General features: G+C 46.1%; 22 protein-coding genes. 16 read left to right on the top strand and 6 right to left on the bottom strand.

All coding sequences use genetic code 11. The features are described 5' to 3' along the window. Positions 1–148: 148 nt before the first annotated feature. Positions 149–421, top strand: coding sequence for a RodZ family helix-turn-helix domain-containing protein (locus LJ740_RS13035; protein WP_229529529.1), 273 nt, complete (start codon positions 149–151; stop codon positions 419–421). A 248-nt stretch (positions 422–669) separates the two neighbouring features. Here the strand turns inward: LJ740_RS13035 and LJ740_RS13030 are convergent, their stop codons facing one another. Together LJ740_RS13030 and LJ740_RS13025 are read right to left on the bottom strand one after the other, a co-directional pair. Then, the gene (locus LJ740_RS13030; protein ID WP_229529528.1) at positions 670–1,533 is read right to left on the bottom strand and encodes a hypothetical protein; all 864 of its coding nucleotides are present in this window, start codon (positions 1,531–1,533) and stop codon (positions 670–672) included. 643 nt (positions 1,534–2,176) lie between these two features. After that, entirely contained in the window at positions 2,177–3,328 is a 1,152-nt protein-coding gene (locus LJ740_RS13025; protein ID WP_229529527.1) for a flagellar assembly protein T N-terminal domain-containing protein, read from the bottom strand. A gap of 283 nt (positions 3,329–3,611) precedes the next feature. On the opposite strand from LJ740_RS13025, the gene LJ740_RS13020 reads away from it, so the two are divergent. After that, positions 3,612–4,109: an LPP20 family lipoprotein gene (locus LJ740_RS13020; RefSeq protein WP_229529526.1), complete on the top strand. Its 498-nt coding sequence runs from the start codon at positions 3,612–3,614 to the stop codon at positions 4,107–4,109. A gap of 220 nt (positions 4,110–4,329) precedes the next feature. On the opposite strand, the gene flgN is transcribed toward LJ740_RS13020, so the two are convergent. The 3 genes from flgN to flgA form a co-directional block, all read right to left on the bottom strand. Beyond that, entirely contained in the window at positions 4,330–4,749 is a 420-nt protein-coding gene (gene flgN / locus LJ740_RS13015; RefSeq protein ID WP_229529525.1) for a flagellar export chaperone FlgN, read from the bottom strand. Positions 4,750–4,752: 3 nt separating this feature from the next. Further along, the gene (gene flgM, locus LJ740_RS13010; RefSeq protein WP_229529524.1) at positions 4,753–5,088 is read right to left on the bottom strand and encodes a flagellar biosynthesis anti-sigma factor FlgM; all 336 of its coding nucleotides are present in this window, start codon (positions 5,086–5,088) and stop codon (positions 4,753–4,755) included. A 240-nt stretch (positions 5,089–5,328) separates the two neighbouring features. Further along, positions 5,329–5,943, bottom strand: coding sequence for a flagellar basal body P-ring formation chaperone FlgA (gene flgA / locus LJ740_RS13005; RefSeq protein WP_267498242.1), 615 nt, complete (start codon positions 5,941–5,943; stop codon positions 5,329–5,331). A 244-nt stretch (positions 5,944–6,187) separates the two neighbouring features. Between flgA and LJ740_RS13000 the strand changes: the two genes are divergently transcribed. From LJ740_RS13000 to flgL, 13 genes are all read left to right on the top strand, one after another. Next, positions 6,188–7,126, top strand: a complete 939-nt coding sequence (locus LJ740_RS13000; RefSeq protein ID WP_229529522.1) for a chemotaxis protein CheV — start codon at positions 6,188–6,190, stop codon at positions 7,124–7,126. A 6-nt stretch (positions 7,127–7,132) separates the two neighbouring features. Beyond that, entirely contained in the window at positions 7,133–7,957 is an 825-nt protein-coding gene (locus tag LJ740_RS12995) for a CheR family methyltransferase (RefSeq protein WP_229529521.1), read from the top strand. 146 nt (positions 7,958–8,103) lie between these two features. After that, entirely contained in the window at positions 8,104–8,505 is a 402-nt protein-coding gene (gene flgB, locus LJ740_RS12990; RefSeq protein ID WP_229529520.1) for a flagellar basal body rod protein FlgB, read from the top strand. Further along, positions 8,505–8,930: a flagellar basal body rod protein FlgC gene (gene flgC / locus LJ740_RS12985; protein ID WP_229529519.1), complete on the top strand. Its 426-nt coding sequence runs from the start codon at positions 8,505–8,507 to the stop codon at positions 8,928–8,930. The genes flgB and flgC overlap by 1 nt, the downstream gene beginning before the upstream one ends. Positions 8,931–8,939: 9 nt before the next feature. Then, positions 8,940–9,866: a FlgD immunoglobulin-like domain containing protein gene (locus LJ740_RS12980; RefSeq protein ID WP_229529518.1), complete on the top strand. Its 927-nt coding sequence runs from the start codon at positions 8,940–8,942 to the stop codon at positions 9,864–9,866. 18 nt (positions 9,867–9,884) lie between these two features. Continuing rightward, positions 9,885–11,339 (top strand): flagellar hook protein FlgE, encoded by a 1,455-nt coding sequence (flgE, locus tag LJ740_RS12975; protein WP_229529517.1) that lies wholly within the window; start codon positions 9,885–9,887, stop codon positions 11,337–11,339. 121 nt (positions 11,340–11,460) lie between these two features. Further along, on the top strand, positions 11,461–12,204 hold the full coding sequence (locus tag LJ740_RS12970; RefSeq protein WP_229529516.1) for a flagellar basal body rod protein FlgF: 744 nt from the start codon (positions 11,461–11,463) through the stop codon (positions 12,202–12,204). Positions 12,205–12,284: 80 nt separating this feature from the next. Then, a complete protein-coding gene (flgG, locus tag LJ740_RS12965) occupies positions 12,285–13,073 on the top strand; it encodes a flagellar basal-body rod protein FlgG (RefSeq protein ID WP_229529515.1) in 789 nt (262 codons plus the stop codon). Positions 13,074–13,091: 18 nt separating this feature from the next. Further along, complete coding sequence (gene flgH, locus LJ740_RS12960) at positions 13,092–13,784, top strand: flagellar basal body L-ring protein FlgH (protein WP_229529650.1); 693 nt, start codon at positions 13,092–13,094, stop codon at positions 13,782–13,784. Between the two features lie 36 nt (positions 13,785–13,820). Next, complete coding sequence (locus LJ740_RS12955) at positions 13,821–14,933, top strand: flagellar basal body P-ring protein FlgI (protein ID WP_229529514.1); 1,113 nt, start codon at positions 13,821–13,823, stop codon at positions 14,931–14,933. A gap of 9 nt (positions 14,934–14,942) precedes the next feature. Beyond that, positions 14,943–15,926 (top strand): flagellar assembly peptidoglycan hydrolase FlgJ, encoded by a 984-nt coding sequence (gene flgJ / locus LJ740_RS12950; RefSeq protein ID WP_229529513.1) that lies wholly within the window; start codon positions 14,943–14,945, stop codon positions 15,924–15,926. Then, entirely contained in the window at positions 15,923–18,049 is a 2,127-nt protein-coding gene (gene flgK, locus LJ740_RS12945) for a flagellar hook-associated protein FlgK (RefSeq protein ID WP_229529512.1), read from the top strand. Before flgJ ends, flgK begins: the two co-directional genes overlap by 4 nt. Positions 18,050–18,107: 58 nt before the next feature. Then, a complete protein-coding gene (gene flgL / locus LJ740_RS12940) occupies positions 18,108–19,316 on the top strand; it encodes a flagellar hook-associated protein FlgL (protein ID WP_229529511.1) in 1,209 nt (402 codons plus the stop codon). Between the two features lie 11 nt (positions 19,317–19,327). Here flgL and LJ740_RS12935 read toward each other — a convergent pair whose 3' ends face one another. Then, entirely contained in the window at positions 19,328–20,323 is a 996-nt protein-coding gene (locus LJ740_RS12935; RefSeq protein WP_229529510.1) for a hypothetical protein, read from the bottom strand. Between the two features lie 306 nt (positions 20,324–20,629). Here LJ740_RS12935 and LJ740_RS12930 point away from each other — a divergent pair, with 306 nt between their 5' ends. Next, positions 20,630–21,454: a flagellin N-terminal helical domain-containing protein gene (locus tag LJ740_RS12930; protein ID WP_229529509.1), complete on the top strand. Its 825-nt coding sequence runs from the start codon at positions 20,630–20,632 to the stop codon at positions 21,452–21,454. Positions 21,455–21,711 lie beyond the last annotated feature (257 nt).

Genomic DNA, 21,711 nt, shown 5'->3' with positions numbered 1-21,711 from the left:
AAAAAAATATCCTGTTTGTGTTGTTATTTTAGCTGTTTTTGGTTAACGTTCACGGTAAGTAAACATATCGAAATAGAGTTATATCTCTGGTTAAAAAACTGACTAATTAACCAGCAGACAACTCACTATCAGGAAGTAGTAGTAAGCCATGGCGATTAAAAGTACAGATGTATTACATATTGAACGTTCTGAGGTGCTAAGAGGATTACGCCTGGAAAGCAGCCTGACGCAACAACAAATAGCCGATAAGTTGGGTATCAGCCGTGAAAAAGTCGTGGCGGTTGAAAATTGTCATGTTAAATCTATGCTGGCACTGGAACTGGATACAGTAAAAAATTGGTGGGAACTGTGCCGTCCCCGAGCTGATATTCAAACACAAAAACAATTTGTGAAACTCATGAAAAAGGAATTGAGTATCTGATCTCGGTTCACCTGTTTGACTACAATGCTGCTGGGTCTAATGGCCTGAAATAAGGGGAAAGATGGTCACTGATTTGAATCGTAATGTGGCCACACTTCCCGTCAAACTCAAAACAGGTTGTGCATTTTCGGTGCAAGAGATTTGATGCTTTAACGATGGTTGCAAGATTTAGTTACTGACTCAAGTGTACTGGTGATTTGCAAATAACATTTTTAATAGAATCTTTTTCATAACCGTCCCGCTAGATCTCAATCATTATTCCAACCTGAATTCTTGTAAATTTCCTTTGTTTTCTCCTGTATCTCTCCGTTATCGTATTGGCTCAAAATGTTTTGCAGTTCTCCGTTTGTTAGACTGGAATTGAAATCTGAAATTGATAACCAGTAATACACTGCAGCGGTAAACGGTTCTTTTTCTTTCAACTCGTTTGCTAATTGATATGTTATGTAACCTTTGTCTCTTTGGGTTTTTAGGTGAGGAATAATGTATTTGTAAGTTGCTATTGCATCATCCGTATATCCAGTTGTAGAGTAATAGCGACCAAGGAGTCTGGCAGCTTGTGCATCACCATCTGCTACTAAGCTATTCCAATACTTAAAACCCTCGTTGTAAGCATGTGCATCAACCCACTCTTCTTTGCCCTCAAAATCTGCCCCCCCTACAGGACCTTCAGGATTTTCATTTTCAATACGAAGACTGCCATCGAGGAAGTAAGTCAGGTTAATCTCTAATTCTTCTCGAGTAAGTGGTATGCCTTTAATGTATTTTCCAATGATTGTCAGTTGTTCAATAGAATAACGATCAGGTCTCAAGCCAAAGTCAGTTTCCATAATTTTTTCAATCGCAAAGTCAACAAGCTCTTTGTCAGTTGGAACTTTTTGAACTTCCAGGTCACCGGTATTGTCTTCGACGATTTGAGCTGACTCCTGCGCTTGCGATTTGGAGGAGTCATGGCTCACAGAGGCTAAGCCTTCTGATAAATTATTATTGTTATCCGTGGCATTCGAAATTTCCAGGGATGTCTTCTCCACTACAGGTTCAACTGAGATGTAAAAGAAAAGACCAGATGCTATTAATATGGAACCTGTAGTGACGATCAACTTGTTGTTCAAAGCGACATCCTTAAAGTCAATGAATAACTGCGAGAGGTAAATTTACCATTTTCATGTTGTTTCCTGGTTAATTATTAACTTCTTCAATGGATTATATTTTAACTGTTGTGGGTGGTGTGTACGCCATCATGGTAAATAAGTGACAGTTTAACAAATACTTTTTAGAGGTACTCTACAGGAGATGAAAAACTTCATAATTACAAAGAGTTAGATGTAAATGTTCAAAAACAACGAAACCAGATTGCAGCGTATTTTTATGAAGGATTGAGTTACAGAAAAACAAAATAACACTTTTAGATACACTTTCAGTCAAGGAAAGGTAGCGCATCTCAGGCTAATGAATGCCAACATTGTGCCCACGCAGAATAACTTTCTACACCTTTTTGGCTGTTTTTTGACCTTTTTAGGTTTTTGGTGTGTCGTTTGATGAAATGCTGAACGCCTTTAAAAATGTGGGATTTACCGTATTTAAAGGGCTGCACGAATGGCGTCCCCACCGCGACTCGAACGCAGATCTAAAACTTAGGAGGTTCTTGTTTTATCCGGTTAAACTATGGGGACACACAGGTTTTGGTTACAGCTTTCTATATTAGATACAAAGCCTTACGATGATTATTACCCATTCAAAACCGCTTTGAAACCCTTATCTTCTGACCACAAAATCGTTTGGCTGAATATTGGCCAGCGGAGTACCATCGGATACTCTGAGTAACGAGGAGTCGTAAAAGGCTTCGGCGACGGTTACCTTAGAAGGGTGAATCGAATACTGGATATGCGGCATACCTGACGGGGAGAAAAATTGCCTCATTTGGAACACTGAGAGCTCATCGCCTTTTTGAACACCTTGCTTAGTCCCGAGATTAACCGACAGGCTGTTGTTGTGGATGGCGATAATTCTGCCATAAGTGGGGTTACAGGCGATTAGGTTGTCGATATCTGCGGTTAATTCCCGTAGTAACTCTTCGGTGACCTTTCCAAACGGTGACTGCCACAAGGTTTTACTATTGGTTTCCAGCGTTTGATGGCTGTCGAATTCCCATACCGAAGAGGTTCGATAAATCTTATCCAGCAATATGTCACCTTTTGTCCCGTCAATTAACACAAAGCGGATCGCCAGATTGCGCTCCGGATGTTTTTTCTCCCAAAACCTGGCAACATCCAGGTAAGTTTGTTCATTGCTATCCAGACTAATTTCAATGATGTCTCCGATGAGCACGTATTGAGCATTGGATTCGGCCGACAACAACATGGACTGTGTTTTTAGTTCATGAGCCTGCGGGAAAAAGGTGTAGGGCTCGATTTTACTGATCAGCGCTCGCTGAGAAAATGTATCAAAACTGGATTTAATGCGCTCAGAAATTGGGCCTGAAACATTATTCAGTCCACCTATGGCAGCCTGCCGAAAGGCACTTATGTGTAGTTTGCTGGTAACGATGCTTTTTTTATAATCAGAAGCACTGCATTGATCACGCTGTGGAAAAATATCCGCTCGAATAGCGACTTCTACATAGTCGTCAAAATAGTGTTCACTGATTAATTCTACGCTGGCGACTTCACCACTGGCGCGAATTTCGAGGCGGTCATTTTGTAGTAAACCGTCCGTCATCTCTTGTACGCTGCGCACCGAGGCACCGGCAAACAACAGTGCCTGTCTGATGGCTTCATGTGTAGCCTGCTGTTTTGCCAGGGTTTTGTTGTCATTGTGAATGACGGCCTGACCTGTTGATTCAAACCAGGCCGATTGCACGCCACAGGAAAGGATTGAAACACAACAGAATAATATTAGCTTGTACATGGTAACCTCGTTATGAGTCTGAACAGATCCATACAGTGGGCTGAGCATAGAATCTACATTTTAATAGTGTCAAAAAACTACGCTATTGCCCCTTTCTAAATATATTGCCCCACTTGAAGCAGGATACGTACCACTATTTATTAATCTGCCCGGTAAACTATGCTGGTTTGGCAAAAAACTTGCTTTGAAAAGCTGACAGAATATCAATGTCAATATTTTAACATTCATGGATATTGGCTTAGTGCCTGCTGAACAGTATGGCTGCAATAGATTTAGGTGAGTTATGATAAGCAAATTTGTAAACAGGATTGATAAGGCACTCATTGTCAGTGTGCTTGCTCTGAGTGTTTCCGGGTGTAAGACATTGGAGTCTATGTATTACAGTGATAAACAGGTGGAGTGGGAGTATGTACAACCTGAAGAATATCCGGTACTAACTGCGGTGGGGTATGCTCCTATCAGTTCGCAGATGGGCAACAATGATTCCGTTAAAATGTTGATGGCTATTAAAGCATCCAAATTAGACGCATATAAAGAACTGGCAGAGCAGGTATATGGTCAGCGCATTGACACTGAGCAGTCTTTGGCTAATTTGGTCTTGCGGGACAATGAGCTAAAAGCCTCTGTAGAAGGGGTTATTCGCGGTGCACAAGTCATCAAATCATACCCGGTGGGCGAGGATGTTTACGCGACAGAGTTGTCATTGGATTTTCAAAAAGTTTACGACATTTATTTATCAACTGCCCGGCCTCGCAAAGTCAAAGACGTCGTTTATTACTAATCCGGGCGTGTTAACACGGCTTGATGTCATATTGCGACCTGCGGCCAGCTAACACAGAGTAAGGCGACTACATAAAAGTAACTCCACCTGAAACCTCCTTTACCGGAGGTTTTTTAATGGAACTTCACCAACAAGAAATAAAGTCACAATTATAGTGGATGAAAAACACCAGGTCACTGTCAGATGATATTGGGAAGAAGTCGTATAAAGGTGGGTAGGATCAGGCTTTAACGCCGCTGCCGAGCATTCCGCCCTGGGTTTTACCTTTATTCGTGTAGGTCATAGATTCTTTATTGCGCGTCGCCATCATGACATCCCGCAGCCGTTGTAAACGGATCTGGTTTTTTTCAACCGCGATTGCATTGACGTTGGTTTGATGTTGGCACTGAAGTAACAGGGCTTTGCCATTTTCAGCTAATTGACGTTGAGCATCGTTGAATTCACCGGATGACAATCTGGCTGACTGCAGTACTTTGTCGTTTTCAGCAATCTGTTCCAGTAAATCTGATTTCTCGTTAACCAATGTCAGCAGACCGTCAGCGTCACGAGCAACAATTAATTCCAGCTCGTTATCAAGCTTTTCTTTCAATGCCTGCAGCAATGAAATTTGTTGCGTAAGCGCGTTAGTCATGTCTGACATTCATTAACCTTTGGATAAGCCAAACAGGTCCGACTCAGCTTTAGAGATCTTGGAGGCTAATTGCTCTGCGTCGATCTTGTAAGAACCGTTCTGGATAGCTGCTTTCAGTTTATCTACTTTGTCCTGATTTACAGGAGCATCGTTGCCCTTTTTCTGCACGTTAGCAAGCTGCTGTGCAGACTGTGTTAAAGACACAGAATCTTGACGCGGCGCTGCTGATGCAGTTTGCGCCTGTTGTGCCGTGTTGGCACTCTGGCCCTGTTGAGTTTGCTGTTGATTGAGTCGCTGACTCTCCAACTGCGGTTTCTGGCCAGCACCATTTACATTGTTAATAGCCATGATTAATTTCCAATACTTTTGATACCCTCAGTTAGTGTATCGGCATCGACATTACTAACTTTAATAAAAAACCGACAATTTTGTCGTTTTTTTATGCACTGGATTTCGATTTATCCAGTGTAATCTAAGCACACATAAAAGTCTCTATAAAATCAACAACTTCATGTATACAAAGTGGCTGAAACTAAACTGCCCAAAGGCAACATACCGGCACGCTGAGCCCTTTAAAAAAGAGGCGGATCAGATATGCACCTGAACTTCGTTGACATTGGCCACCTGAGCTTCAATCTGTTTCTTAGAGCGGCGATTTTTAACCGATATGGTATCGCCTATGTTGCCATCCTGGAGCGCAATACCACTGGTTTTGATTTCCAGACCGCTTAATTTTGCAGTAATCACTATGGCATCACCTTTACACACAAAACACAACATATTTGCAGTGACAGGGCTGCCATCGCGGGTCCGTCGTTTTAGCCTGGCACCAATGACTTCGTCTTTGTCACTGAAGGTGCCGCCGCGTAAACGCCGTTTGTCAATTTTTTCGATACTGAGATTGTTCTCTGTTAACAAGGTGCCTGGTGATATTGTATCGGCCACTACGACCACTTCCTGCATCTCAGTCACCTGAGCACTCATGTAGTAAAACCAGCCGTTGCTGGGACAACTGATTTTTACCGTAATATTGGATTGTTGTAGCGATTGCGTACTACTACTGGCCACCAGATCAACCGGACAGACCGGGATGTGCACACGCTCGTCGACATCCCTAATGGTGATCTCGACATCGTTAATGTTTTCAACGTCAGCGTTTTGATAAACATAAATTTCAGCGGTTTCTTTGACTAAATCATGCATTAAATGTTTTTCTTGCGCAGCCGCTATATTGGTTGTTATAAACCATCCCAAAAGGGAAAGTTTTAGAGTTTTCTTGATGTTGGCGAAATTTTTCATGTTCACTTTCTTCCAATTTGGCTATGCTTAAAGACAATTTCTAAAAACAGTAGACAGCGTCAAAAAAATAACGCTGTGCGGATAAATTTCAATCACGTGAACAAGATAATCAAATATCGTGCCTGATTGGATAAATTAGAGGTGCTATATGGCGGGAATTTTAGATTCTGTAAACCAACGAACTCAGCTGGTGGGGCAAAATCGACTTGAGTTGCTACTGTTCAAGTTGAATAACCGCCAACGCTACGGGATTAACGTATTCAAAGTCAGAGAAGTGCTGCAATGCCCGCCTCTCACCTCGATGCCAAAACTCAATGCGCTGGTACGTGGCGTAGCGCATATTCGAGGCCAAACTATCTCGGTTATTGATATGAGCATGGCCACTGGCGGTAGAAAAATTGAAGACATTAAAAACAGCTTCATCGTCATCGCTGAATACAACCGCTCAGTGCAGGGCTTTTTGGTGTCTTCGGTGGAACGTATCATCAATATCAACTGGGAAGCCATTTTACCGCCACCCGAGGGCGCCGGGAAAGCGAGCTATTTAACCGCAGTAACAGAAGTAGACGGCGAGCTGATCGAAATTCTGGATGTTGAAAAGATCCTCAATGAAATTGCGCCTGCCAGAGAAGTGGTCAGAGAGGACATGGTAGAAGAGCTGGCCAGGCACGATGCCAGTCTGGATGACAAGATCATATTCATTGCCGACGATTCTTCAGTTGCCCGCAGTCAGGTTAAAAAAGCGCTGTCTTCTTTGGGACTTGAAATCGAAGCGGCCAAAGATGGACGGGAAGCACTGGAGCGACTAAAAGAAATTGCGGCTGAAACCGGCGATGTCACCGACAAAGTAGGCGTCATTGTCAGTGATATAGAAATGCCTGAAATGGATGGTTACACCCTGACTGCAGAAATTAAGAGCACGCCAGAACTGGCGAAGCTGCACGTGGTATTACACACTTCTTTAAGTGGTGTATTTAATCAGGCGATGGTGAAAAAGGTGGGGGCTGACGATTTTATCGCTAAATTTCATCCCGATGAATTAGCCACCGCGGTTAAAAAATGGTTGGATAAATCTGCAACGGAATAATGGTTCGTGGTGAATAAAACCTTAAGTGAAGACGACTACACCTTATTCAGCGAATTTCTGGAGCGTTGTTGTGGCATTGTTTTAGGTCCAAATAAACAATACTTAGTGCGCAGCCGGTTAGCGCCATTAATGCGTAAATATGAAGAGCCATCACTCAGCCAGGTGGTTAACGACATTATTAATGGCCGCAATCGCGGGCTGCGTGAAGACGCAATAGATGCGATGACCACCAACGAAACCCTGTGGTTTCGCGATCGGTATCCATTCGAATTGTTGAACAAGGAGTTGTTTGCCCGATTTTCTGAAAGTCGTCAGCCGGTTAAGATATGGTGTGCTGCCGCATCCTCTGGTCAGGAACCTTATTCTATTGCGATGGCGGCGGCGGAATATCAAAAGCAAAACAGTCGTTTTCCGGGGGTACAAATAACCGGTACAGATTTGTCTACTGAAATGCTGAGAAAGTGCAAGCAGGCGACGTATGATAACCTGTCTTTGTCCCGGGGATTGTCAGATGAACGCAAGCGCCAATTTTTTGAAGATACCCCCGAAGGCAACAAGCGAATCAAACCTGAAATTACCCGCATGGTGAATTTCCGCCAGTTGAACCTGTTAGATAGCTATGCAAATCTTGGCCGCTTTGACATGGTGTTTTGCCGCAATGTACTGATTTACTTTGCTCCGGATGTTAAAAGTGCCATTTTACAAAAAATAGCGACAGTGCTTAATAAAGATGGCGTGTTGTTCCTGGGCGCTTCTGAATCTATGGCAGGCCTGTCGTCAGATTTTAATATGGTCCGCTGTAACCCCGGCCTTTACTACACCCGAAAGTAACCGGTCACGGCTTTAAGGCACTGAGCCGGGCGTTTCAACTCCGGCTCTGAGTTGCTCATTTTCACTTTTCCTCTGTTGAGTTTCATTTTTGGCATGTGCTTTGCTTTCACTCCACTGTAAGTTTTTTGACGCTGTGGAGAGTCATCATGGCCATCAGTTTAGATAAGTTAACCGCATTGCATCATCGCGCAGTGTCTGTTCGACAGGATCGAATGGAACTGATCGCCGGTAATTTGGCAAACCAAAATACTCCGGGGTACAAGGCGCGTGATATTAATTTTCAGGAAGCGATGAAAAGTGCATCCTACGAACAGCGTATGCACTTAAACCGCACTTCCACTGGCCACATTGAAGGCCAGATGCAAAGCGATCGCTTAATTACTTTTCGGGTACCTACACAACCTGACACTGGCGATGGCAACACAGTCGAATCTCAAATTGAAAAGAATAACTTTTTAGACAACGGCCTGCGTTATCAGGCCAGCCTGCAGTTTTTAGACGGCAAGTTTAAAGGCATGAAAAAAGCACTGACCGGAGGGCAGCAATAATGAGTTTATTTAATGTCATGGATATTGCTGCATCAGGTATGCATGCAGAAGGTATCCGATTAAACACGACCGCCAGTAACGTTGCTAACGCAAACAGCGTCAGCTCGTCTTATGGCGAAACCTACAAAGCACGGCATGCTGTTTTCGCAGCCGAAATGAAAAATGCCAGTGATGCACAGTCCCCATTGGGAACCAAAGTGAATGTCCTTGGTGTGGTGGAAAGTCAAAAACCATTGCAAATGGAATATTCACCCAATCACCCTATGGCCAATGAAGACGGTTACATATTCAAGCCCAATGTCAATGTTGTGGAGTCTATGGCAGATATGTTGTCAGCATCTAAAGCTTATGAAGCAAATGTGCAGGTGGCGGATACAACTAAACGTATTTTCCGTCGGGTTATGATGCTTGGTCAGGGTCGATAGGAGAAGAATATGGACGCTATTCGAGACAGATTATTAAACGATGGTCTTTACTGGCAGGACGAAGGGGTACCTGTTGCTGATCCCAATGCCAATTCCCAGTTAACACAGGAAGATTTCTTTTCTTTGCTGACTGAACAGCTCGCAATGCAGGACCCCACCAAGCCGGTAGATAACGACCAGATGGTGGCGCAGATGACCAGCTTTACTATGGCTGACAGCTTATCGCAGTTAAACGATAAGTTTGATGAGTTTGCAGCATCAATGAATTCCAATCAGGCATTACAGGCCACCAGTCTCATCGGACAAACAGTGTTAACTGAGTCCAGTGTGGGTACTACCTGGCAGGACGGTGCAGTCAGTGGAGCCATTATTGCCGATGCTCCTGTGGAAGACATGAAAATTCAAATCCTGAATGAATATGGCGAAGTGGTGCGTGAGATTGACGGTGGTAATCATGATGCAGGAGCTATTTCCTTTGGTTGGGATGGCACTGACGCAGATGGAAACCACATGCCGCGTGGAAAATACAAAGTTGAAGCCACTGGTACGGTAGATGGCTTAAACACCCAACTGAATGTTCAGATGAACGCCCAGGTGACAGGTACAGCCGTTGCCGCGGAAAACGTCAAAGACATGAAAATCATCGTCGAAGACAGTATTGGCCAGGTATTGCGCACCATTGATGTGGGCAGTCAGCAGGCTGGTAATATTGAGTTTGGTTGGGACGGAACCGATGATGCTGGCAATATTTTGCCGCCCGGCTCCTACAAAATCAAAATTGAGGGTGAGGTTAACGGTCAAACCGAATCTATCCCATACGGAATTAATCGCAGAGTAGAAAGCGTCAGTCTGGCCGGTGCCGGTACTTCAGGCGTGGTACTCAACCTGGCGGGTGATGAGAGTATCCGCCTATCAGATATTATAAATGTCGGCTAATTAACAGGAGAACGAGCAATGTCATTTAATATAGCCCTGAGTGGTGTCGCTGCCGCTCAAAAAGACCTGGATACCACGGCAAACAACATTGCCAACGTTAACACCGTGGGATTCAAAGAATCACGTGCCGAGTTTGGCGATGTTTTTGCGTCATCACTTTTAGGTGGTGGTCGTACTAAAGTCGGCGATGGTGTAGTCACGCAGGAAGTTGCCCAGCAATTCAGCCAGGGCAGTTTGCAGTTTACTAACACCGCACTAGATTTAGCCATTACCGGAAACGGCTTTTTCGTGACGGTGCCGGATATATCGTCACAAGACTTTACCTATACCCGGGCAGGTCAGTTCAAGCTGGATGAAGATAACTTTGTGGTTAACTCGCAGGGAGACAACTTGTTGGGCTTCCCGGTTAACAGTGATGGTACTTCTTCTTCTATCGCGCTGAGTACTGCTGAGCCGGTGCAGATCCCCGATTCATCGGGTAATCCATCGGCGACTACAGAGGTGGATTTAAGAATGAATCTGCCGGCTGGTGATCCGGCGCTGGACCCCGATGATTTTAACCCCAATGACACTACTACCTATAATGCGTCTACATCGATTACTATCTATGACTCATTGGGCGAATCTCATATTCAAACTTTTTATTTTATTAAAGACGAAAACGCCGCCAGCAATGAATGGTTAGTGGTAACCTCAGTCGATGGTGAGTTTTACGACTATACCAACCCCGACGGTACGGTGCCTGCAGATCCAACTATCCCAAATGATGGTCCGGTAGCCGGTGTAGACCAAAACTATGTGGGCTTTGGACAATCCTTAACCGGACCCGGTGGAGCTACCGGCACTACAGGTGTTTGGGCAACCCGCTTAGTCTTTGATTCCAGTGGTGATTTTACTCAGGTGCAAGCCGCTAATGGCTCTTCTTTACCAACAGGGACTGCCGGTGACATATTATTGCCAACAACGGTTGCCCTGACCGGGCTGACGTCAGGTGCTGATACAGCGCAGACGCTGGCAATCAATTTCAATCTGGACACCAACGGAATTGGCGACAACGAACCCACCCAGTTTGCATCTTCTTTTGAAGTGACTTCACTGGAGCAGGATGGTTTGCCGGTAGGGCGCTTAACAGGCATTGATATCGGTCCGGACGGTCTGGTGCGTGCAACTTTCTCCAATGGTACCTCTGAGCCTATCAGTCGTATTGCATTGGCGCGTTTTTCTAACGAGCAGGGCCTGACTCAAAATGGTAATGCGTCCTGGAAAGAAAGCATCTTGTCTGGCGAAGCCCTGGCGGGTGAGGCTACCACAGGTACTTTCGGCGATATCAACTCCTCCGCACTGGAACAATCGAATGTTAACCTGACCACAGAGCTGATTGACATGATCATTGCTCAACGGAACTTCCAGGCGAACTCGCGAGCACTGGAGATTAACAATGCTCTGAATCAGACTATTCTGGGTATTCGATAAGCTATTCTTTGTTCTGTTATCAAAGGCCACTGTTCTGTGGCCTTTATTTTATCCGTTCTTATCTTCCTGGCATGATTAATGCTTTTATCCTGTTAAGTTAATAACAGGTCAAATAACTGTCATGGATAAAATGCTCTATATTGCCGCCTCGGGTGCCTCGCAAGACCTTCTGGCAAGCGCGGTTCGGGCCAATAACCTGGCCAATGCGCAAACTACCGGTTTCAAAGCAATGATGGAACAGGCCCGTGCCATGCCGGCATTCGGCGACGGTTTGCCGACGCGGGTGTTTGCCATGACGGAAAGTCCGGCCAATCGCTATGATCCGGGCGCCATGGTTCAAACTAACCGCGATCTGGATATTGCCGTTGAAGGTAACGGCTGGTTTGCAGTACTGGATAAAAATGGCGGTGAGGCCTATTCCCGAAATGGTAGCCTGCAAATGGGGACCAATGGAGAATTATTGGATACCCGGGGCAATCAGATAGTGGGTGAAGCCGGACCCATTTTCCTGCCTATACCACTTTCTAACGTGAATGTTGCGCAAGACGGTACCATTTCTGTTCGACCTCAGGGCGCTCCTGCCAATGTGCTGGAGCCGGTAGGTCGCATCAAATTAGTTAAACCCGACCTGAATAATTTAGAACGCAGCCAGGATGGCTTGTTTCGCCTGCCAGATGGCGAACAGGCTGACCAGGATTTAACCGTTGGTATCAGAACCGGTTTCCTGGAGGCCAGTAATGTCAATCCCATTGAAGAGATGATGGGCATTATCCAGTCGCAACGTCATTACGAAATGCAGGTGAAGTTTATGAAGCAGGCAGAAGAAATTGATGAGCGCGGTACGCGACTGATGATGATCATGTAATGGCTTAACCGCATCAGGCAACAACGATTTTGAATATATCTGAAAGCATAAGGCTTTCGAAATAAATGAGGAGGTGATTTATGCACCCGGCATTGTGGATTAGTAAAACAGGATTAGACGCGGCACAAACAGACGTGTCTGTCATTTCAAATAACCTGGCCAACGCCAGTACGGTCGGCTTCAAAAAGGACCGGGCAATATTTGAAGATTTGCTGTACCAGAACATTAACCAACCTGGTGGTCGCTCATCTGCGGATACTGAATTGCCGTCAGGTTTGATGGTGGGAGCGGGCAGTAAGGTGGTTGCGACGCAAAAAGCACACACCCAGGGCAACATGCTGACGACTGAAAACTCGCTGGATATGTCGATTCAGGGCAGAGGTTTTTTTGAAATTTTGCAGCCGGACGGTTCGATTGCCTATACCCGGAATGGTCAGTTTACCCTGGACGATACCGGACAGATTGTGACCCCTGGTGCCGGCTTCCAATTACAACCAGCCATTACTATTCCGGAAGATGCGCAGCAAATAACTATCTCTCAGGATGGTGAAGTGTCAGTGCAGGTGCGAGGTCAGGCGGCACCTACTATTGTGGGCCAGCTGAATATTTCTGATTTCGTCAACTCTGCGGGTTTACAACCCATTGGGCAAAATCTTTATGTCGAAACAGCCGCCAGTGGTGCGCCTATACAGGGAGTTCCCGGACTGAATGGACTGGGCACTATCCAACAAGGTGCTTTGGAGACCTCCAACGTTAATGTGACGGAAGAATTGGTCAACCTGATTGAGAGCCAGCGCTTATATGAAATGAACTCCAAAGTAATTTCAGCGGTGGATCAAATGTTAGGTCAGGTTATCCAGCAATTATAGAGGTGATCTAAGATGAAAATGCTCAATGCCCAACAGGCTCTGATTGCTTCGACTGCATTACTGATGACGGCCTGTCAATCTACTGTTCCCGTCGATCCGCGGCCCAATGATCCCTTTTTTGCGCCGGTCGTGCCAGAAATGCCTGTGGAGCAAATCTCCAATGATGGCTCCATATTCAACGCTATGCATGCCAACAGCTTGTATTCAGACGCTAAGGGCAGACGTATTGGCGATATTATTACCGTCATTCTGCGGGAAAATACCTCGGCGACTAAATCCGCCAGCACCACATTGGAACGGGAATCTGAGATTGACTTTGACCCCATCACCGGACCTGGTGGTGGTAACTTAAATTTGGGTTTGGGTGGCGATTTTCAACTGAATTTAGGTGCCACTAACGACTTTGAAGGCGATGCCTCAGCGAACCAAAGTAATAATCTTAGCGGCAACATCTCCGTAACTGTGGTGCAGGTGATGCCCAACAACAATCTGATTATTCGCGGCGAAAAATGGCTTACGTTAAACAATGGTGATGAGTATATACGCCTGACCGGTATTGTCAGACCGGCTGACATCAATCCGGCGAATGAAGTTTTATCGTCCAAAATAGCTAATGCCAGAATTCAATACAGTGGCACGGGTAGCTTTTCTCAGGTGCAGCAACAAGGTTGGCTTGGCAAGTTTTTTGCTTCTACCTGGTGGCCCTTTTAATTTTTTGACGTATTGAGGCAAGTGAGGAACTACATCATGAATCGTTTTACCATCGTTTTAGCGCTGACAGCAATGTTGTTGAGCACTTCAACCTATGCGCAAAAAATCAAAGATGCGGTTTCTATTTCCGGCGTTCGCAGCAACCAATTAATCGGTTATGGTTTAGTGGTTGGTTTGCCGGGTACCGGCGAGCAAAGCCCTTTTACTGAACAGAGCTTTCGCGCCATGCTATCTAACTTTGGGATCGCTCTTGCAAGTAACGTCAGCCCTAAGATTTCCAACGTGGCTGCGGTAGCGGTACATGCAGATCTACCGGCATTTGCCAAGCCGGGCCAAAAAATTGACATCACAGTTTCTTCCATCGGTGAATCGGAAAGTTTGCGCGGCGGTACGCTGATGCAAACCTTCCTCAAAGGTATGGACGGCAAAGTCTATGCCGTCGCGCAGGGCAGTTTAGTGGTCAGCGGCTTTGGGGCAGAAGGTGCTGATGGCTCCCGAATTATCGCCAATACACCTACAGTTGGTCGCATTCCCAATGGTGCCGTCGTGGAGCGCTCCGTTCCCAGTGGCTTGATGAACGGCGACTTTTTAACCCTGAACCTCAATTATCCCGATTTTTCTACGGCTAAAATCCTGGCGGATACAATCAATCAACGATTGGGTGCCGATCCTGATAAAGGGTATGTTATTGCAACCCCGATTGATGCTGCCTCTGTACGGGTCTCTGCGCCACGTGAAGTGGGCGCCCGGGTTGGCTTTTTAGCCACTATTGAGAATTTCGAATTTGAACCTGCTGATGCACCGGCGCGCATCGTTATCAACAGTCGCACCGGCACCATTGTTATTGGCGAAGATGTCCGGCTTAAACCGGCTGCAATTACCCATGGTGGATTAACGGTCACCATTGCCGAGACACAAACCGTTTCGCAACCTAATCAGTTCGCAGAAGGCGATACCACGGTAACACAGCAGTCAATTGTGGATGTGAATCTTGACGATACCCGCATGTTCAAGTTTGACCCGGGGGTCAGTCTTGATAACCTGGTTCGGGCCGTGAATGAAGTCGGTGCCGCGCCTGGTGATCTGATGGCCATTTTAGAAGCATTACGCGAAGCCGGTGCCCTTCAGGGTGAGCTGGTGATTATTTAGGGTGACATGATGGACTCTATTAATCACGTGCAAACACAAATTCAGCAGGCGCGAAATGCTTACGACGTGCAAAGCCTTGATGCGTTGCGTCAGGGGGCACAAAAAAATGACAAGCAAGCGTTAGAAGAAACCGCCAAACATTTTGAAGCTATTTTTGTACAAATGATGCTGAAATCCATGCGGGCCGCAGAAGATGTGCTGGCGGATGAAGACAGCCCGTTTAATTCCCAGGAAGTGCGATTTTATCGCGACATGCACGATCAACAATTGGCAACGAATATGTCAGCCTCTGGTAGTGTCGGCCTGGCAGAGTTGATTGTGCAACAATTGGATCCTCAGGGCAGTAATGTCATGCCAGCTAACGCAATTCGCAATGATGGCAACCTGTCCTCCATTAATGACTTTAGTCGCGCCAAAGTGAGTATGGCTCAAAGTTCCGCAATACCTGGAAATCATGCGGTTGCTAATCTGGCACCGGAAAAACGTCCCGGATTCGAGTCGCCCGAAGACTTTGTTAAGAATCTGATGCCCATCGCTGAGCAGGCAGCTGAAAAAATTGGCTTAGATCCCAAAGCGATGGTGGCTCAGGCCGCAGTCGAAACCGGCTGGGGCCAGTATTTAATTCATTCAGGTGACGGTCAAAATTCCCATAATTTATTTGGGGTTAAAGCGAGTCGGGGTTGGCAGGGCGATAAAAATTATATTGATACGCTGGAGTTTGATAATGGGACAGCCCACAAAACTAAAGCAGCGTTTCGTTCTTACGGCTCATTTGAAGAATCTATGAACGACTATGTCGAGTTTTTGCAGTCCAGTCCGAGATACCGACAGGCGCTGGAAAAAGCCGACGATCCTCAAACCTATTTTAGTGAATTACAAAAGTCCGGGTACGCCACGGACCCCAGCTACGCTGAAAAAGTGATGTCAGTGTACAACAGTCAACGGTTAAGCGGCGAGGACCGCCAAATTAATACAATGAGGTCTGCGTTATGATCCAAACGGATATTTTTACTATTGCTACCTCTGGCTTAAATGCCCAGCAAGGGTTGCTAAATACTACCGCCAATAACATTGCCAATGTTAATACTGAAGGTTATATACGGCAACGCGGCGCGCTTGAAGAGCAAAGTGTTGGCGGTGTGTTATTGGGGAACGTGGAGCGCGTTGTCGATAAATTCGCTCAGGAACAATATATTCGCGATACCTCTGCGTTAGGTGAGGCTGAGCAATACCTGGACAAACTCAATCAGTTGGACAACATCTTTGCCAGTGAAGCTATCAGTGCGGCAGAGGGGATGAGCCGTTATTTTGCTGCCTTGCAAACAGCCAATGATGATCCGAATAATGTGGCCGCCAGGGAAATAGTACTGGCTGAAGCTGAAGCCATGGTCAAACAGTTTAATAACCTGGACGGTTATCTAGAAAACAGTGTTGAGGTGGTTAATCAGGAGCTGGATGATAAACTGGAACAGGCCAATGATCTTATTGCACAGATCGCAGATTTGAATACGCAAATTAAAGCAACGCAATTTGCGCCGCAAACCTCCGGTTCAGAATCCGTCAAAAACCAGCGCGACAAGGCCATTGTGGAATTGTCTGAATTAGTTGAAGTTACTACGCAACAGCGCACAGATGGCTCAACACTGGTGTTTATGAGTACCGGTCAGGCGCTGGTGTTAGAAGATGGTTCGTTCAATGTATTCAGTGAAAATGGAAACCCCGATCCCACCTATAAAGACCTGGAGTTGAGGGTTGCCGGAAAAGAGAATATTACCATACCACTCAGTGATGATGATTTAGGTGGTCAGATTGGTGGTTTGATTCGCTATCGGGATGATGTACTGGAACCCAATGTCCGTGAGCTTGGACAAATCGCCCTGGCGTTGACAGATGCAATGAATGAACAGAACAAATTGGGCATGGATCTCGATAATGAATTGGGCACTGACCTGTTCACCACGCCTGTATTCGGTGCTTTGACTTATGAAGACAACACTACAACCACTGGGGTCAATGCCCGTATTCCCGATGGTGGCGGTGGTGACATTACGTCTGCTGATTATCAGATTACCATTGATGCGGTTACAGCAGGTCCACCTGATACCGTCGATATTACTATCGCATTATTAAATGCAGACGGCTCTGCGGTTACCGATAGTAGCGGTACAGCCATTACCCAGACGGTGACAGGGGTTGCCGCAGCAGGCGGCACTTTTACCACCATTCCGGCAGGTAATATTGGGGGAGATTTAGAACTTGAATTCCCGGATGGCGCAGGTTACGCCGCAGGTGATCAATTCTTATTGCAACCCGCTAAAGAGGCTGCAGGGGCCATTGCGATGGCCACCAACCGGCCCGAAGATTTAGCGTTAGCTTCGCCAATTCGGGTTGAGTCTGATCTGAATAACCTGGGTACAGCATCGGTTTCGTCAATTACGGTTACTAACACTGAGGTCAGTGCCGGTACCGACGGTTCTGCATTTGATGGCGCGGGTGGTATTCAGGGACCTGGTGCATCACCACATGGCGGTGGGGATGGCGCGCCGACAACGATTGTATTTACAGCAGCTGATAGTTTTGAAGTACGGGATTCCGCCGGCACTGTGCTGGCGACGGTGAATAACGCTACATCCCTGGAAAACCTGTTGCAGCAGGCAGCGGCAACACCATGGGATGCCGGTTTTACCGGCCAGGATGATTATCCTGGATATGATCTGAGCATCGAGGGTGTGCCACAGGCAGGCGACACCTTTACCATTGCGTACAACACCAATGGCTTTAATGACAACAGTAATGGTCTTGAGCTTGCTGCATTGCAGGAAGCAGATACCATGCTGCGGGGAAATGACGGCAACAGCACACAGATTACCTTTCACGAAGCCTATGCCGGTATCGTTACCGATATTGGCTCAAAAACGGCCAGTGCCAATGTCGAATATGATGCTGCTGTGGCAATGGAGCGTCTTTCAAAAGAATGGATGGACTCTGTTTCCGGGGTGAACCTGGATGAAGAAGCGGCCGATCTGATCCGTTTCCAGCAAGCTTATGCTGCATCCGCCAGGGTCTTGACCACAGCACAAAGTTTGTTCCAAACTATCTTAGGTGCAGTGAGCTAATGGCACAATTTAGGCAATTGATCATCGCGGGGATATTGATCATCGTGGAGAGAATGTCATGAGGATATCGAACAACCAAATATTTGATCGGGCCATCAATGGCGTGATTGATAATCAAATCGGTTTATCTGAAACCCAGTTGCAGTTATCTAGCGGCAAAAAACTGATTACCCCATCGGATGATCCTGTGGGGGCTGCCAGTGTGTTGCGTCTGACTGAAGAGTTAGATCAGATCACTCAGTACAATCGCAACAATACACTTTTACAAAATTCCCTGTCGCAGGAAGAAGCGGTACTGAGTAATGTCACCAGTTCGGCCAACAGAGCCAGAGTGCTGGTGGTGCAGGCGGGTAATGGTATTAATACCGACGAAGACCGCACCGCTATCGCTGGTGAGCTGGCACAGATCCGCGACGAGATCTTTGATTTAATGAACAGTCAGGATGCCAACGGAAACTACATTTTTGCCGGTAATCAGTCTGACTCTCCGGCGTTTGTTTACAATGCAACCGCCACCGGAAATCGCTATGTGTTTCAAGGGGATGACGGACAAAACAAGTTGCAGTTATCCAATAATGTCACGGTGGCGGGCAGTGATTCTGGCAAAGATGTTTTTGAGAATGTGCTGGCGAGATTAACCGGAACCGTTACCGGTGGGACAGCGAATGCCAGTGTAAAGGTTATTCAACAGGGCGAGTTCGATAATTTTCACAAAGCTAATTATGATGCGGTTACCGCCGCAAATAACGTTTTCACCGGTACAGTGAATGGGGCCGGGAATCAGATAACCTTTGACGATCCGGACGCAACTACCCTTAATTTTACTTCGGGTGAGCCCTTTACCTTTAAAGGGGTTGAGTTTACGGTTACCGGTGGGGCTGCCAGTACCGTGGAATTTACTTTATCTCAGCCGGAAAAGAAAAACCTGGCTGTGACGCTGGATGAAATTGTAGCAGCGTTAAATGATCCGACAGTCAGTGGTGACGCCCTCTCTGAAGCGCTAAATGATGCATTGGTGGGACTGGACAATGGTCTCAAGGAAGTGTCTAACACCGTGGCTACAATAGGTGGACGTGTAAAGGTTGCCACTTCTGTTTATGAGTCTAATCTGGACCTTGAAATTGCAAACAAAGATGCCCGTTCTAAAATTGAAGATGTAGACTACGCTGAAGCAATTTCAGAGCTGAGTAAACAGGAAACCGCCTTGCAGGCGGCGCAACAAACCTTTGGAAGGGTAACCAATTTATCGCTGTTTGATTATATATAAGTCGGTGTAATTTACTCATCTTTGACTTCAAATTGAGCCAGGTAAATCTGGCTTTTTTGATCTTCATGACTGGAATAGTAAGACATAAAGAGAGTCTTGTTGTGCAGTACCAATCCCGGATAACTGTTATCGCCAGCCGATGGTAATGTGGTTATTTTCCTGAGCTGTTTATCCTTCAGGTTTAATCGTAACAATGCCGTTGAGAATCGTTGGTTTTGCCAGATTCTGCCGGCCAGCCACACTTCCCCGTTATCACCGGGCAGCATACAAGGGCCACCCAGATAAAACCCAAGGTCGTGCCATTGCCACCGTTTAAAGGGCCAGTTTGAATAACCTAATTGTGCGCTGCAGGAATCGGCATCTCTGCGCACAATTGCCCAGGCGGTATTGTTGGAAAAAAACAAATCACTTTCATTTGGGTATCCCAGTTTGTGTTTTTCTAAACTCAACACGTCTGGCTGATGAATGTGAAATGAACCGACAGGATCACCGGAATACAGGTGTACACTGTTCGCTGCGCGATTATAGGCAAAGCCAAAGGCCTGGTGTTGCGTTTTTGAGCTGGTTGCATGTCTTTGCTGATGCCAGCGTATTCGCCAAAGCCACCAATTTTTGTTACCCAATGTTGTTCTCGAAGACCAACTGTTTCCATTAGTAGATTGATACACCAGCGGCTGGCTGTGAAGGTGCTTGCCCATGGCACCAAAGGTGCGTTGATAGGCCAGCAGCATGAGGGTGTTTTGTGGTGTTACTGATAATTTAGGGTCGCGTAAATCAGATGACACTTCGCGAATCGTATCTTTTGCCAGTACATTACCTTTTAGGTCCAGTTTCAGAATAGCAATGTGGCCATCATTACTGATGTGATTTAACGCCTCCCGAAAACAGCAATACAGATGTCCCCGCCAAAAACAAAGATCCGTGAAAGCGCTGTGAGTGGCTGTGCCTGAGATTTTAGTAACGGTGTAATGCATAGCGATAAATTTGTTTTTTGCGGATAGTAACAATTTATCGCCTTGAGCGGGAATATTGATTGTGTTTTTCCGCACGCCAGTTTTCAGCTCGGCTGACCCACTAAATTCAACATTACAAGTCACTGTTTTATCTATATTTCTCAAAAAAGTACAAAAAACCTTCAAGGAAATTTTTACCAGTACGATAACCCTAAGTGAGAGAGCCAGTGACAATCACTTAATAAAACCAATAAACGGGTGATTGTTGAATATTAACGATTTGACTGTACGACGACAGTCACCGGTAAAGCCCAAATACCTCACAAGCTGATCCGGATCGAGAGTGTAGGAGAGAGACAAATGTCTTTATTTGTTAATACTAACGTATCTTCATTGAACGCCCAGCGTCAATTATTCGATTCAGGCAACGCCCTATCAACTTCATTTGAGCGTTTGTCTTCCGGTTTTCGTATCAATCGCGCTGCAGACGATGCCGCCGGTTTACAGATCACCGACCGTTTTACCTCACAAATTCAGGGCCTTGACCAGTCAGTGCGTAACGCCAATGATGCGATTTCACTGGTACAAACGGCGGAAGGCGCGTTAAACGAGACCACCACGTCATTGCAACGTATTCGTACTTTGGCCATCCAGTCTCAAAACGGTATCAATTCATCTGCTGACAGAACCGCTTTACAGCAGGAAGTTACCGCTTTGGTAGCCGAACTATCCAGAATCGGTGCCGATACACAATTTGCCGGTAATGCCATCTTAAGTGGTAGCTTTTCCGCGACGTTCCAGATTGGTGCCAATGCCGGACAAACTATTGGTGTCAACCTGTCCCGTACCGGTGGGTTTGGCGCATCAGGTTTAGGTGTTGGCACAGTTGATATTTCAACGGCTACAGGTGCTTCAGGTGCATTGACTGCAATTGATACGGCTATTTCAACCATCGGGGCACAGCGTGCATCTTTAGGTGCCTTGCAAAACCGTTTCCAGTCTACAATCCGTAACCTGAGTAATGTATCAGAGAACCTGTCCGGTGCCCGTTCACGTATCAAAGATACGGACTTCGCCACTGAAACAGCGAACCTGACGCGTAATCAGATTATCCAGCAGGCCAGTACCACGGTACTTGCACAGGCTAATCAGCGTCCGCAATCCGCGCTGTCACTGTTGGGTTAATCATCCAGGGTGGGTTGAGTATCCGAGGTGGGTTAATAGCCCGCCCGCTATTTTGATTGTGATTTGTGTTGTCGGGAGGCATTGCGAGCCACAAAGAATACAAGGTCGGCAATTAGCCGTCCTGCAGGAAATGTGATTTCTTTGTTCTGATGAGCGAATGCTGTATTACAGAGGCACATTTTCCAAAGTTTTGCTCACTTTTCCTAACGTCCGGGCAGCTGGCCGAAGCATAAATGCTTCGGCTTTTTTCGTCTTTT

This window comes from Planctobacterium marinum, assembly GCF_020687805.1.
Lineage (GTDB): Bacteria > Pseudomonadota > Gammaproteobacteria > Enterobacterales > Alteromonadaceae > Planctobacterium > Planctobacterium marinum.
This window is presented reverse-complemented; position numbering and strand designations above follow the sequence as displayed.

Coding starts and splice junctions, on each gene's coding strand:
- flgH (WP_229529650.1), top strand. CDS start 13,092: ATGCTCAATGCCCAACAGGCTCTGATTGCTTCGACTGCATTACTGATG.
- flgB (WP_229529520.1), top strand. CDS start 8,104: ATGGCCATCAGTTTAGATAAGTTAACCGCATTGCATCATCGCGCAGTG.
- flgJ (WP_229529513.1), top strand. CDS start 14,943: ATGGACTCTATTAATCACGTGCAAACACAAATTCAGCAGGCGCGAAAT.
- flgE (WP_229529517.1), top strand. CDS start 9,885: ATGTCATTTAATATAGCCCTGAGTGGTGTCGCTGCCGCTCAAAAAGAC.
- LJ740_RS12930 (WP_229529509.1), top strand. CDS start 20,630: ATGTCTTTATTTGTTAATACTAACGTATCTTCATTGAACGCCCAGCGT.
- flgN (WP_229529525.1), bottom strand. CDS start 4,749: ATGTCAGACATGACTAACGCGCTTACGCAACAAATTTCATTGCTGCAG.
- LJ740_RS12955 (WP_229529514.1), top strand. CDS start 13,821: ATGAATCGTTTTACCATCGTTTTAGCGCTGACAGCAATGTTGTTGAGC.
- LJ740_RS13020 (WP_229529526.1), top strand. CDS start 3,612: ATGATAAGCAAATTTGTAAACAGGATTGATAAGGCACTCATTGTCAGT.
- flgM (WP_229529524.1), bottom strand. CDS start 5,088: ATGGCTATTAACAATGTAAATGGTGCTGGCCAGAAACCGCAGTTGGAG.
- flgA (WP_267498242.1), bottom strand. CDS start 5,943: ATGCATGATTTAGTCAAAGAAACCGCTGAAATTTATGTTTATCAAAAC.
- LJ740_RS13025 (WP_229529527.1), bottom strand. CDS start 3,328: ATGTACAAGCTAATATTATTCTGTTGTGTTTCAATCCTTTCCTGTGGC.
- LJ740_RS13000 (WP_229529522.1), top strand. CDS start 6,188: ATGGCGGGAATTTTAGATTCTGTAAACCAACGAACTCAGCTGGTGGGG.
- flgL (WP_229529511.1), top strand. CDS start 18,108: ATGAGGATATCGAACAACCAAATATTTGATCGGGCCATCAATGGCGTG.
- LJ740_RS13035 (WP_229529529.1), top strand. CDS start 149: ATGGCGATTAAAAGTACAGATGTATTACATATTGAACGTTCTGAGGTG.
- flgK (WP_229529512.1), top strand. CDS start 15,923: ATGATCCAAACGGATATTTTTACTATTGCTACCTCTGGCTTAAATGCC.
- flgC (WP_229529519.1), top strand. CDS start 8,505: ATGAGTTTATTTAATGTCATGGATATTGCTGCATCAGGTATGCATGCA.
- LJ740_RS12970 (WP_229529516.1), top strand. CDS start 11,461: ATGGATAAAATGCTCTATATTGCCGCCTCGGGTGCCTCGCAAGACCTT.
- flgG (WP_229529515.1), top strand. CDS start 12,285: ATGCACCCGGCATTGTGGATTAGTAAAACAGGATTAGACGCGGCACAA.
- LJ740_RS12980 (WP_229529518.1), top strand. CDS start 8,940: ATGGACGCTATTCGAGACAGATTATTAAACGATGGTCTTTACTGGCAG.